This window comes from Vibrio sp. JZG120 (assembly GCF_053890955.1).
The window spans coordinates 275,985-289,326 of sequence record NZ_JBSRRK010000002.1 but is presented as its reverse complement, the minus strand read 5'-3'; the positions used below and the strand labels follow the sequence as shown (position 1 = coordinate 289,326).

11 protein-coding genes are annotated in these 13,342 nt (G+C 45.5%); 7 read left to right on the top strand and 4 right to left on the bottom strand.

Annotated elements, in window-relative coordinates; translation table 11 throughout:
• Nucleotides 1-71 precede the first annotated feature (71 nt).
• The 3 genes from putA (at nt 72) to putP (ending at nt 5,552) form a co-directional block, all read left to right on the top strand.
• Nucleotides 72-3,203 carry a bifunctional proline dehydrogenase/L-glutamate gamma-semialdehyde dehydrogenase PutA gene (putA, locus tag ACWPOD_RS07115; RefSeq protein ID WP_006740881.1) on the top strand — a complete coding sequence of 1,044 codons (3,132 nt, stop codon included), beginning with the start codon at nt 72-74 and terminating at the stop codon, nt 3,201-3,203.
• A gap of 11 nt (nt 3,204-3,214) precedes the next feature.
• Nucleotides 3,215-3,922 (top strand): 1-pyrroline-5-carboxylate dehydrogenase, encoded by a 708-nt coding sequence (locus tag ACWPOD_RS07110; RefSeq protein WP_152813672.1) that lies wholly within the window; start codon nt 3,215-3,217, stop codon nt 3,920-3,922.
• Between the two features lie 136 nt (nt 3,923-4,058).
• Complete coding sequence (putP, locus tag ACWPOD_RS07105) at nt 4,059-5,552, top strand: sodium/proline symporter PutP (protein WP_005392162.1); 1,494 nt, start codon at nt 4,059-4,061, stop codon at nt 5,550-5,552.
• A 124-nt stretch (nt 5,553-5,676) separates the two neighbouring features.
• Here the strand turns inward: putP and ACWPOD_RS07100 are convergent, their stop codons facing one another.
• A complete protein-coding gene (locus ACWPOD_RS07100) occupies nt 5,677-6,210 on the bottom strand; it encodes a GNAT family N-acetyltransferase (protein ID WP_054866771.1) in 534 nt (177 codons plus the stop codon).
• Nucleotides 6,211-6,392: 182 nt separating this feature from the next.
• Between ACWPOD_RS07100 and ACWPOD_RS07095 the strand changes: the two genes are divergently transcribed.
• Nucleotides 6,393-6,632 carry an RNA recognition motif domain-containing protein gene (locus ACWPOD_RS07095; protein ID WP_005392166.1) on the top strand — a complete coding sequence of 80 codons (240 nt, stop codon included), beginning with the start codon at nt 6,393-6,395 and terminating at the stop codon, nt 6,630-6,632.
• Nucleotides 6,633-6,690: 58 nt separating this feature from the next.
• On the opposite strand, the gene ACWPOD_RS07090 is transcribed toward ACWPOD_RS07095, so the two are convergent.
• The gene (locus ACWPOD_RS07090; RefSeq protein ID WP_456231723.1) at nt 6,691-7,248 is read right to left on the bottom strand and encodes a GNAT family N-acetyltransferase; all 558 of its coding nucleotides are present in this window, start codon (nt 7,246-7,248) and stop codon (nt 6,691-6,693) included.
• Nucleotides 7,249-7,632: 384 nt separating this feature from the next.
• Here ACWPOD_RS07090 and ACWPOD_RS07085 point away from each other — a divergent pair, with 384 nt between their 5' ends.
• Together ACWPOD_RS07085 and ACWPOD_RS07080 are read left to right on the top strand one after the other, a co-directional pair.
• Nucleotides 7,633-7,881, top strand: a complete 249-nt coding sequence (locus tag ACWPOD_RS07085; protein ID WP_012842405.1) for a hypothetical protein — start codon at nt 7,633-7,635, stop codon at nt 7,879-7,881.
• 293 nt (nt 7,882-8,174) lie between these two features.
• Nucleotides 8,175-8,651 (top strand): Lrp/AsnC family transcriptional regulator, encoded by a 477-nt coding sequence (locus tag ACWPOD_RS07080; protein ID WP_006740877.1) that lies wholly within the window; start codon nt 8,175-8,177, stop codon nt 8,649-8,651.
• Nucleotides 8,652-8,775: 124 nt separating this feature from the next.
• On the opposite strand, the gene ACWPOD_RS07075 is transcribed toward ACWPOD_RS07080, so the two are convergent.
• Together ACWPOD_RS07075 and ACWPOD_RS07070 are read right to left on the bottom strand one after the other, a co-directional pair.
• Nucleotides 8,776-9,483 carry a DUF445 domain-containing protein gene (locus ACWPOD_RS07075; RefSeq protein ID WP_005392172.1) on the bottom strand — a complete coding sequence of 236 codons (708 nt, stop codon included), beginning with the start codon at nt 9,481-9,483 and terminating at the stop codon, nt 8,776-8,778.
• Between the two features lie 591 nt (nt 9,484-10,074).
• Nucleotides 10,075-11,925, bottom strand: a complete 1,851-nt coding sequence (locus ACWPOD_RS07070) for an ABC transporter ATP-binding protein (RefSeq protein WP_104972120.1) — start codon at nt 11,923-11,925, stop codon at nt 10,075-10,077.
• 402 nt (nt 11,926-12,327) lie between these two features.
• Between ACWPOD_RS07070 and ACWPOD_RS07065 the strand changes: the two genes are divergently transcribed.
• Complete coding sequence (locus ACWPOD_RS07065) at nt 12,328-13,329, top strand: arginine deiminase-related protein (protein ID WP_085342453.1); 1,002 nt, start codon at nt 12,328-12,330, stop codon at nt 13,327-13,329.
• The last annotated feature ends 13 nt before the right edge of the window (nt 13,330-13,342 follow it).

Here is a 13,342-nt window from a genome sequence, read left to right as displayed (position 1 = left end):
GCCTCAAAATACACTGCCAGCCATTGATAATCCTCGAAGCGGTTTTCGAGGAGTGAGATTGAGGAACACACATGTTTACAGCTACGAACGTGTTGACACCGGAATTTATCGGGCAGCCGCTTGATAAGTTGTGGTCACTGATCTCGCCATTGTATATGGTGGACGAGTCTCAATGGCTAGAGCAACTATTGCCACTAGCGACGCCGACAGAGGATGAAAAATCGGCGATCACTACCCAAACGACCCAACTTATCGAAGCCATTCGTGCCGATAAGAAGTCAATCCAGATGATTGATGCCCTATTGTTGGAATACAGCTTAGATACTCAAGAAGGTATCTTGCTGATGTGTCTTGCAGAAGCATTAATGCGCATCCCAGATGCCGCGACAGCAGATTCTTTGATTAAAGATAAGTTGAGCGTCGCAGACTGGAAATCTCACCTGAAAAACTCTGACTCTGTGTTTGTTAACGCATCAACATGGGGCCTCATGCTAACAGGTAAAGTGGTTGGTCTTGGTGAGCAAGGCACCCAGAGCCCAGGTCAGGCTGTAAACCGTCTGGTAAATAAATTCTCTGAGCCTGTGATTCGTAAAGCCATGTATCAGGCAATGAAGATTATGGGTCATCAGTTTGTTCGTGGTCGTACGATCGAAGAAGCGCAAAAGAACGGTCGCCCAATGCGCGACAAAGGTTTCACCTACTCATTTGATATGTTAGGTGAGGCGGCGTTAACTACAGCGGACGCGAACAAGTACTTCAAAGATTACCTAATGGCGATCGAAGCGGTAGGTCGAGAGACTTACGGCAATGACACCAGTCCTGCGCCTTCGATTTCCATCAAGCTTTCTGCATTACACCCGCGCTACGAAGTCGCAAATGAAGAACGTGTAATGACAGAGTTGTATGATTCACTAATGCAGCTATTGAAACGTGCAATTGAAGTCGACGTTGCAATCACAATCGATGCAGAAGAAGCGGATCGCCTTGAGCTTTCTCTGAAGCTATTTGAGAAAGTGTACCGTAGCGATCTTGTGAAAGGTTGGGGCAAGTTTGGTTTGGTTATTCAAGCCTACTCAAAACGTGCTCTACCAGTCTTGGTGTGGCTAAACGCACTCGCAAAAGAGCAGGGTGACCTTATTCCGCTGCGTTTGGTTAAAGGCGCGTACTGGGACAGCGAAATCAAGTGGTCTCAACAAGCGGGTTACGCTAATTACCCGGTATACACTCGCAAAGAAGCGACGGACGTTGCGTACCTAGCTTGTGCTCGTTTCCTACTTAGCGAAGGTGTTCGCGGTAATATCTACCCGCAATTTGCAAGCCACAATGCCCACACGGTGACGGCAATCGCCGTTATGGCTGAGCACAAAGAGTACGAGTTCCAGCGTCTGCATGGTATGGGTGATTCACTGTATAACCATGTTATGGAAATGTATGGTCAGCCAGTACGTATTTACGCTCCTGTCGGTAGCCATGCTGATCTTCTTCCGTACTTGGTTCGTCGTCTGCTTGAAAATGGCGCAAACAGCTCGTTTGTACATCGATTGGTTGATGCGCGTTGTCCGATTTACGAGTTGACTCATCACCCTGTTGATGTGTTGACGGGGTTTGACACGCTACACAACGACAAGATCCCATTACCTGCCGACATCTTCCCTGAGCGTAAGAACTCATACGGCGTCAACATTGATATCGACAGTGAGGCAAAGCCATTTGAAGCGCAAGTAGAAAGCTTCATGGACAATCAGTGGGTTGCAGGCCCGATGATCAATGGTGAGCGTTTTGCCGAAAGCATGATCAAGGAAAATGCGGCTGAGATCATCACCGCACCGTACGATCGCCGAATTGAAGTCGGCAAGGTGGCATTTGCAACACTTGATCATGTTTCCGCTGCAATTGATGCGGCGCAAACTGCTTTCTCTGATTGGAAAGGCGTTCCTGTTGAGCAAAAAGCGGCTTGTTTAGAAAAGCTTGCTGACTTAATGGAAGAAAATCTGGCTGAGCTGGTGGCGATTTGTCACAAAGAAGCGGGCAAGACGATTCACGATAGTATTGATGAAGTTCGTGAAGCAGTGGATTTCTGTCGTTATTACGCGAAACAAGCGCAAAACCTACAGCCATTTGAGCTAGAGGGTTTTGACGGTGTGAAACGCATTTCTAGCCGTGAAGGTCTTGGTGTGTTTGTATGTATTAGCCCTTGGAACTTCCCTCTGGCTATTTTCCTTGGTCAGGTAACGGCAGCACTGATTGCAGGTAACACAGTGGTTGCAAAACCTGCTGAGCAAACAAGCTTAATTGCCGCTCGCGCTATTGAATTAATGCTTGATGCGGGTTTCCCTGCTGGTGTGATTCAGTTACTTACTGGTCGCGGCGCTGAGATCGGCCATGCACTGACTTCTCATGATGCCATTGCTGGTGTGGCATTCACTGGTTCAACGGCAACTGCGCAACGCATTAACGTCACGCTTGCGGAGCGCAGCGCGAAACCGGTTCCGTTTATTGCGGAAACAGGTGGTCAAAACGCAATGATCGTGGACAGTACTGCATTGCCAGAGCAGGTGGTGCGTGATGTGATTCGTTCAGCGTTTGCATCTGCCGGTCAGCGTTGTTCTGCCCTTCGTGTTCTATTTGTACAAGAAGATGTAGCAGACCGTATGATTAACCTCATTCAAGGTGCGATGAATGAGCTGCATGTTGGTTTACCTTACCTACACAAAACGGATGTTGGTCCGGTTATCGACAGCAATGCAAAACAAAAACTCCTTGCTCACCTTGAGCAAATGAGCAAAACACAGACTAAAGTCGCTCAGCTACAGCTGGATGAATCGTGCCAGCATGGTGACTTTGTCTCACCAAGTGCGTTTGAAATCTCGGGCATCGATGTGCTGAAAGAAGAACAATTTGGTCCAATCTTGCACATTGTTCGCTTTAAAGCGTCTGAATTACCGAACGTGGTTGCGCAGATCAACAAGACCGGTTTTGGCTTGACGATGGGTATCCATAGCCGTAACGAAACCACGTACCGTTGGATTGAGAAACACGCTCGAGTGGGTAACTGCTACATCAACCGAGACCAAGTTGGTGCTGTGGTTGGCGTACAGCCGTTTGGTGGTCAAGGCTTGTCGGGTACTGGCCCGAAAGCTGGTGGTCCACACTACCTATTCCGCTTTACTCAACATCTTCTTGCTCAAGCAGAAAACGCATAAGGAGTCGCATTATGGTTCATCAGATCACCTATTTTAAAGATGCATTCTCTGCGTGGGAGCAGTGGAATCTGACTGATTTTGATTACAAATGCGAGCATGTTCTGGCATTTAAATCTGCATTAGAAGGGCAGCAGTCTACCGTTGCCAAAGTGGTTTCTTACCAATTGCAACAAGCATCAACTCTTCTTGCAGAAACTCACCAGTTAGTTGGCCCTACAGGGGAAACTAACGAACTGTATGCCGCAGGACGCGGTGTGGCTTTGGTGATTTGTGAAAACAACATCGAGCCTGCTGATAATGCGTTATACAGTGCTTTTGCGATGATCACCTGTGCCTTAATTGCAGGCAACAGTGTGGTCGTTTGCAGTGACAATGCAGAGCTAAACCAACTGGTTAAGCAAGCTGTAGCGTTGGCAAACTTCCCATCTAACTTAGTCCAGGTTGTTGCGTACGATGCGTCTGCCCCGTTGCTTGAGAGCGATGTACGTAGTGTGGGTTATGTTGGGCGTTCACAGGTTGAGCATGCGCTCAATCTTCAACTAGCTAAGCGTGACGGTGCAATCGTCGGCTTAGTTTCTGAAACGGATTTAGAGTCACCGAAATTGGCTCATGATCCTCATCTCTCGTTGCGCTTCATTACCGAGCGCACTCGAACGATAAATATTACCGCGGTGGGTGGTAACGCGACTCTACTCGAGTTGGGGAACGAAACTCACTAACCTGACTTGTGATACCAATCTGGAGTAACTGGACTGAGAGCCGGTCCAGATTGGTTTCTTATACTCTGATGTATTGCTGAGACGGTAAAATATCAGGGCAGGCAAGGAAGGAAATAATTATAACGAGGACTATCTAATGATAGAAAATAGCTTTGCTATCACGTCCACTTTTGTGGCGTATTTACTGATTATGGTTGCTATTGGCGTTTACGCGTATAAGAGGACTTCCAATTCATCTGATTACTTCCTAGGTGGCCGTAGCCTAGGTCCGTGGCCTGCTGCATTATCTGCAGGTGCTTCAGATATGAGTGGCTGGTTGCTGCTAGGCTTGCCTGGCTATGCGTACGCTGCGGGTATCGAGGCCTTCTGGTTAGCCGGCGGTCTACTTCTTGGTACATGGGCAAACTGGCTCATCAGTGCAAAACGCCTACGTACCTACAGTATCCAAACTGACGCGTTAACGTTGCCAGAGTTCCTGTCACGTCGCTTCAACGATAAGTCGAAACTGATCCAGACAATCTCTGCGTTTTTCATTCTTCTATTTTTCCTTTTCTACACCAGCTCAGGTTTGGTCGCAGGGGGCAAACTGTTTGAGACGGTATTCGGTCTAGATTACACCTACGCTGTTATCATCGGTACGGTGTGTGTCGTTTCTTACACACTATTCGGTGGTTTCCTTGCGGTATCTTGGACTGACTTAGTGCAAGGTCTGCTAATGGCGGCTGCGCTAATGATTGTTCCTGTTGCAGTAATGGACGGTGGTCTAGGTCAGCTAACTTCTGATCTGCATGACATCAACCCAGAACTTGCAACGCTATGGAATGACGCCAAAGGCGAACCACTGTCTGCGATTGCTATCATCTCTTTAGCGGCATGGGGTCTAGGTTACTTTGGTCAGCCACACATCCTAGCGCGTTTTAAAGCGTCTCGTTCAAACAAAGATCTAACGACTGCACGTCGTATCGCTGTGATTTGGACTGCACTATCTATGGTTGGTGCAATGCTTGTTGGTCTTGTCGGTCTGGTTTGGGTTACGGGTCATCCGGGCACTCAACTAGAAGATGGCGAGAAGATCTTCATGTTATTGGTTAACGCAGTATTCCACCCTGTCGTTGCGGGTATGTTGTTAGCAGCAATCCTAGCGGCGGTAATGAGTACAGCAGACTCACAGCTTCTTGTTTCATCTTCAGCGCTTGCAGAAGATTTCTACAAGCAAGTATTCAAGCCAGAAGCGTCTTCTGAAGAAATCGTAATGATTGGCCGTATCGGCGTTATCGTTATTTCGCTTGTTGCGCTATTCCTAGCAATGACACCAGATAGTTCAGTACTTGGTCTTGTTTCTTACGCTTGGGCTGGCTTCGGTGCTGCATTTGGTCCTGCGGTTGTACTTAGCCTTTACTGGAGCGGTATGAACCGTAACGGCGCACTAGCAGGTATCCTTGTTGGTGGTATCACTATCGTAGTTTGGAAGCAGCTAACTGGCGGTTGGTTTGATGTGTACGAAATCGTACCGGGCATCATCTTCTCTACGCTTGCTATCGTTGTTATCAGCAAAGCGACAGGTGGTGCAGCGCAAGACGTATTAGACCAACATCAATCGTACGAGAAGAAACTAGTTGAACTAGACTAATTACTTCCTTTTACGAACACAAAGCCCGCTTATACAGCGGGCTTTGTTTTATCTGAACTTAATAAACGTTAATGGTGATTGCTTGAGGCCAGATTTTCACGTCGCTTTATTCTTTGTGAGTGTCTTAGTCACGACGAACTTTGGCGTAAATGACGGTGTTACTCAGCTCGCCAGAAGACGCACGCCGAGCATTGCGTAGCTCACCTTCAAACTCATACCCACAGCGCTCAGCAACCGCACGACTTTTGCGGTTATTCGCATCGGCTAAAATCGCGATTCTTTTCGCGTCCAACGCTTCGAATGCATAGTTTTCAATCGCCGCTACCGCCTCAGAGATATAACCGTAGCCTACCGCGCGATCATCAAGCCAATAGCCAATCTCAAATGCCGGTATCTCTTGATCATGGATCATTAACCCAATGGCACCGAGTAAACGATCGCTTTCCTTGTCGATTAGGTAGTAGCGTAACTCTTCTTCGAAGTTTTCAAAGTTTGCGATGGCTTTCTCTGTCCCTGCAATCATCGCTTCTAAAGTGAGCACGTGAGGTACCCATGGCAGGTAAACTTCAAGCGTTTTTTGGCTACGAACAACGGCCTGATGTGCTTCTTCTGCACGTTCCAAGCAAGCTGGGATGAGCTTTAAACGTTTGGTTTCCATGTCGAATCTCCTAGGCTTTTATACTCCAATCGTCTCGTAATGCAGGATTCAGAGCGTTATCACTAAAAATCATTTAAACAGAAACACTTAGAGACATCTAGCCTTCGCAAGAACATTATTCACTTGGTTTGTAAGGGAGAAGCTGAGAGAATTGAGGCGTTGTAAACATAAAATGGTTTAATATGAAACTTCTAGTAAGAAACTTAGCTCGTGAGACGACAGAGCAAGACATCCGTACTCTGTTCTCAAACTACGGCAAAGTTGAGCTTTGCACCGTCGTGCTTGATCAAGAAACGGGTTTATCAAAAGGGTTTGGTTTTGTGATCATGCCGGATGAAGCCGAAGCCGTTGCGGCGTTGGAGGCACTAAACCTGTCTTCAGTACACAAGAGCAAGATTCGTGTGAAAGTCGCACAAGACTAGTATTTTTGCCTTTCAAGGTGAAAGATAAAACCAGCTGAGAGGCTGGTTTTTTAGTGCCTTAATTTTGAGAGGTTGCTACGGTTACTTGAGGCGAAAATATTTGCTGGTATATGCAGACTTCTCGTTCTTTTCCCTGCATTTTGATGATGTGATTGTCGATATACGTCATGCCCAACTTTTGAATGACTGATTGGGATTGTCTGTTTTCGACCAAGTGCATCGCTTTTAGGCCCGATAACTCAAAATGTGGTCTGGCAAACTGAATTAAAGCCATTGACGCTTCTTGAGCAAACCCATTCCCCCAATAATCGACGCCAAGCCAATACCCTAATGTGCCGACTCCCTTAGAAATGTTTAGCAAACTAACAGCACCAATTAACGCTTCGTCTTGTTGACGTTGAGTAATGGCATATATGACCCCACTACGTTGGTGATATACGCCAACATGGCTCTTAATCCAAACTTGTGCCATCGGCTCTTCATAGGGATGAGGAATATTTGCCGTCATATCTGCAATGCTCTTGTCTCCTGCGAGTCGTGCGACTGTTGCGCTGTCTGTCGGATGAAATGGGCGAAGAATAAGCCTTTGTGTCGTGAGCGTTGGTTGAAGCGTCATCGTGCGTCCTTGAGATGAGTCAGTATCGTGGAAATTGCAGATTCACACTGTAAATCAGGCATGTTTAAACAACCAAGTAACGCCTGAATCGAAAATGTGAGTGAAAGCCATATTTAAAACGCCATAAAATTGATCATTGCAGATTGAAATAGCGAGTAGCAACAATTGGTTATGTGTGATGTGTCGTATTATTACACACATAAGCGCGTTCGTTCATAATAATGGTACAAAAGTTGATGTCTGACCAATGTCTCAATTTTTTGATACTTTCGTCCAATTTTTTGAAGATAGGACACAAAAAATTAAAGGGGCTTTTTTATTGTGGAATTATTTTGAACAAAATATGTCAATTGTCAGTAGTACTGAAAAACAGGGAGAAGAGAAATGCCGGATATATATTGCGCAGCTTGTAGAAAATCAACGCAACATAAAGTGATCATGAAGCGTTGCGAGCCACAGCCCGTTGATTCGTTGACAGGTAAAGTGGTGAGTTTTACACAGCTGATGGCGAAATTTGTATCAGGTGAACACTACTACGAGATGGAACCACAATACTACTGCCGATGCTGTAATCATCGTGCAATTGGAGAAGTGATTCCTCATCCTACCAGGCATACGTCGGCAGCTCTCTAATTCAGAGCGATAGCTATGATTAATAGCTAAACAGGGCGGCTTGCTTGCCCCGCACGCCAGATCTATAAAGGCGTATCACACGCTTTCAAATTTGCGACTCTACGGGAGCCGCTAGATTACTTTTGTTCTTCATACTCGGTTATGGAGAGAGCGGCAGTAATCGCAGCCCTTTCCTTCCTTAGTTATTTCTAATTATTCTCTGCTGAATTTCACATGCTGTGCATTTGATGGTTTGCAACTGTTTAAGCAACGATTAATGTGATGCTTCCTGAGTGGTTACAAGGATGTGGTTAATGAGTTACCAATTGGACCGGATTGATTTACACATTTTGAGAGTGCTTCATTCAAGAGGCAGAATTCCAGTTGTTGAACTCGCAAAGCAGATCAACTTAACGACCTCGCCGTGTTCTGACCGCGTGAAGCGGCTAGAAAAAGAGGGGTATATCAATGGCTACCATGCGGAGCTGAATGCGGAAAAATTAGGGTTGGATGTGCAAGTATTCATCCATATTCGCTTAGACCAAACCAGTTTTTCCATTTTTGAAAAGTTTGCGAAAGCCGTCGAATTGATGCCGGAAATTGAAGAGTGTTATTCGCTCTCTGGGGACTTCGATACCATGATAAAGGTTCGTGTTAAGAGTATGAAAGCGTATCAGGAGTTTATGTCGAGTAAGTTAGGCACGCTTCCGGGCGTAATCCAGACTCGTAGTGAAGTGGTAATTGAAGAACATAAAACAGGATTTGGCGTGAACCCGGAGCTCCTTGGTTAGGCGAGGCTGATGTCTATGACTGCAGCGCTTATGCGTTGAGCATATTATTTAGCGTGACTTGGCGTATTACTTTTTCAAGATCAAAAAAGGAGCCGAAGCTCCTTTTTGATAAATCGGTGAGCGACTATGCGCCGATGAAGGTGCTGATAACACCAATTAAACCGCCAAAAACACCGCCCCAAACGACTAGCCAGCCAAGGTGTTCTTTAATCATTTTTTGCACCATTTCTTTGACCAGTGCGGGTGTTAATTCGCTCAAGCGCTGATCAATGATGCCTTCAATGTTCTGCTTTATCTCATCCATCATAGCAGGAGACTCGAACTGCTCTTTCAGTGCTTCTTTGATGTTATCGCTCTTGCTCAACTCAATAATGGATTCTTGCATCTTTTCGACGAAAGGCTGCCGCATAGGTTGTAATGCCTCCGCGCCGCCAAACATCGCTAGCATGCCGCCAAATTGAGAGCCTTCGATCACTTCTACCAAAGAGTCAAACGCTGGGTTTAAATCCACTTTCTCAATCACAGGTTGAAGATCGATGTTTACACCGCCCGCCATTTCTTTGTTCAAGAATCGATCGATGTTCGCTTCGGTAAAGAACTGCTCCATCATCAAGTTTTTGATAGCCAGTTTAAACTCTTCAAATCGCGCGGGGATCACGCCAGAACCGTATAATCCAGGCACTTTTTCAAACAGCATGTGGATGGCAAGCCAGTTAGTGATGGCGCCTGAGAACGCAAACAGCCCCGCATACCAAAGGTAGTCGTTTTGTAATTGATGACCTCCAGCCATCAAAGCGATAGCGAGGACATTCGTTAGCAAACTTTTGTTCATAGTGACCAGTTATATGTGAATATCGGAATAAATAAGTGGGCCTGATTCTATACCTAAGTCACATTGAGATGCTAGGTTTTGCCGTGATGAGTGACCGTGTTGCGAAGGGATAAAAATGGATGTACAGAAAAACAAAACCCGACAATTACTGTCGGGCCACTGCTTTTTCTTAGAAAAACTAAGATTCTATTTTTAATTTTAGATGCGGTAGATCTTACAACAAAGTTGGCATTTCCATCTTTCTGAGTAGCCGAATAGCTTGTCAGCCCAACTTGGTTTGAGTTGTACGATCTGCATTGAACCACATTTACACATAAGCTAATTACCTTATTGTTAATCTAATAACTAAGCCATCTATTGAGTATAGCTGTTTCTCAAAAAGTGAAATGACAAATGAAGACGGCTCAAAACTCTGTATTGTGTTCATTGCAATGGATACGCAACGAGGCGGTATATTAGCAGAAAAAATGTGAGCTTTATCATGGAGGATGTTTCATATATGAGAAACTATAATGGCTATATGAGTATAGGGTTATCAATAAAAATGAAAAACGGCGCTTCATGCGCCGTTTTTATTGGGTTTCTCGCTAATTAAGAAACGTGTTGATTTTCTAACTCTTCAGCGATAAATCCGCCAGTTTGATGGGCCCAAAGCTGGGCATAAATACCGTTGTTCGCGATGAGCTCTTGGTGAGAACCTTGTTCAACAATACTGCCTTTATCTAGCACGATGAGGCGATCCATTTGTGCGATGGTCGACAATCGGTGCGCAATCGCAATAACGGTTTTTCCTTGCATTAATTCATTCAAGCTTTCCTGAATCGCTGCTTCGACTTCTGAATCCAGAGCCGATGTAGCTTCATCCAGTACCAGCAATGGTGCATCTTTGAGTAGCACACGAGATATTGCGATACGCTGACGTTGGCCGCCAGACAGTTTCACACCACGTTCACCAACTTGCGCATCGTATCCGACATTACCAAATGGGTCGGTCAGAGTTTCAATAAACTCATGGGCATGCGCTTGCTTAGTAGCTTTCAGCAAATCTTCTTCTGTCGCATCTGGGTTGCCATACAAAATATTGTCGCGAATCGAGCGGTGTAGCAGAGAAGTATCTTGGGTCACCATACCGATCTTTGAACGCAAAGAGTCTTGTGTGACTTCAGAGATGTTCTGTCCATCGATCTTAATGCTGCCGTCTTCGACATCGTGGAAACGAAGTAACAAGTTCACCAAAGTCGATTTTCCGGCGCCGGAGCGCCCAACCAAGCCGACTTTCTCTCCTGGTTTGATGTTGAGATCGAGGTGGCTAATCACGCCTTTGTTCTCACCGTAATGGAAGCTGACGTTATCAAAGTGAATGCCACCTTCAGTGACAACTAAGTCTTTTGCGTCTGGTTTATCTTTAATATCAATTGGCTTAGAGAGCGTTTTCATTCCATCGACTACGGTTCCCATATTTTCAAAGAGGGCGCCAACTTCCCACATGATCCACATCGACATACCATTTACGCGTAATGCAAGGCTAACAGCAATCGCAATCGCGCCAACGCTGATGGCACTATCCAACCACAGGTAAATCGATAAAGCAGCAACGGAAAACACCAAAATATAGTTTGAGATCTCTACAGCAACGTCAAAGCCGGTCACTAGGCGCATTTGACGATAGACCGTATTCAAAAATCCCTTCATCCCTTGCTCAGCATATTGGGTTTCGCGCTGGCTATGAGAAAACAGTTTGACCGTCTGAATATTGGTATAGCTGTCGACGATGCGTCCTGTCATTGTCGAACGAGCATCGGCCTGCGCTGAAGCGACGTCTTTGAGCTTAGGAACGAAATAGATTTGAATAGCGATGTAAGCGAGCAGCCAGACGATCATTGGGATCATCAAACGCCAGTCTGCCGTCGCTAACATAATGATCATACTGGTGAAGTAAACCGTAACATAAACAAATACATCCATAGCTTTCATGACGGTTTCGCGCACAGCTAATGAGGTTTGCATGACTTTAGTTGCAACTCGGCCTGCAAAATCATCTTGATAGAAGTTTAAGCTTTGATTGAGCAAATACCGGTGTGCAAGCCAGCGGATAGACATTGGATAGTTGCCCAATAATGTTTGGTGAACGAGCAACGAATACACGATCACCAAAATGGGCATGACAACCAACAATAAGGTTCCGTAGAAAATTAAATCTGCTTTATTGTCTTGCAAGAACGTTTCTGGATTGCTGGTGGACAACCAATCAACCAATTGTCCCATCGCGCCAAACAACATAACTTCAACGACAGCAACAATCGTGGCCATCAAAGACATGATGATCAAAGGCTTTTCGTAGCCGCGGGTGTAATAACGTAAAAAAGCGAGCATCCCTGAAGGAGGCTGATCTGGTGTGGATTTGGGGAACGGCTCTGTAAAGCCTTCAAATCGTTTAAACATAACTCATCCTAAAGTTAAAACAGTGCCATTTGGGGTGGCTAAATCCATCGATTCACGTTGCTTTGGACGAAGCCGCGTGTATAAGAGTTTTTGGCTGCTCTCGAGAAAGCAGACGGATTGACGAGAGGGGCGAAAAAATAGTCTAACCGATTGTGTTTTAAATGTAACTAGTTGGTTATGGGTGTGGTTGTCTATGGTTCTGATTCTTATGATGAATTCTTCGCATGTTTATCGCGATGCCATAAAACCTTAAACCTGCATAGTGACAATAAAAATTCGGGAGGAATAAGCTAAGTGCAGTGAAAATTACTTCTAGATAATTAAATTAATTGTGAAAACAGCAAAACTGAAGTTAACAATAAATTTACAATCTCCTCATTCTAGTGATAAGGAATGTATTGGATGCTATTACACGAATCAGTGACCCAATTTGCTAATGGGAAAGAAGAAAGCACGCAAAGTGCTCAGCGCCAAACCGCAAACTGCGTAGTGATGGTGCCACCGAAAGAGTTTCGTTTTAATGAAGAAACCGCACAAGATAATGAGTTCCAACATAAAGTGTCACTCAGCCAAGAAGAAGTCTCGCGTAGAGTGATGGCCGAGTTCGCGAGTATGGTAGCTACGCTGCGTCAAGAGGGCGTTCAAGTTGTTGAGTTTGATTATCCAGCTTCTGATGTTGCGACGCCAGATGCGGTATTTCCAAACAACTGGTTTAGCACTACGCCAGATGGCACGTTGTACACCTTTCCAATGGCCTGTGAAAACCGTCAAAAAGAAGTGCGTCCCGATGCGCTTGTGGCGGCACTAGCGCAAGCTGGGCGAGAAGTTCATCGACGTAGCAGCCTAACTGAATATCTTGATGAGCAAGCGTATTTAGAAAGCACGGGTGTGATGGTCTTTGACCACTTAAATAAAACGGTCTATGCCGCACTTTCACAACGTTGTGATCGTCTGGTTTTAGAAGATTACGCCGATCGTATTGGCTATGAACGAGTGATCTCTTTCCAAACCCGTTTGCCGTCTGGTGCGCCTATTTACCATACCAACGTGATGATGGCTGTGGGTGAGCAGTTCTGCGTGATTTGTGACGAAGTGATCCCAGAATTTGAGCGTCGTTTTGTGATGAAATCACTCGCCAAAGATAAGCAAGTGATCTCTATTTCGATTGAGCAAATGAACCACTTCTGCGGCAACATTCTTCAGTTGGAAACCATCAATGGAGACAAAGTCATTGCGATGTCGCAATCGGCATACGATGCTTTCTCTCCTGCACAAAGAAATCAACTTGCGACGCACGGTAAATTGCTGCCATTCGATGTTTCTACCATAGAATCTATTGGTGGTGGCTCGGTTCGCTGTATGTTGGGTGAGGTATTTTTGCCTAGTCGACAAGCGGTGTTATAAACAATATTGCGCA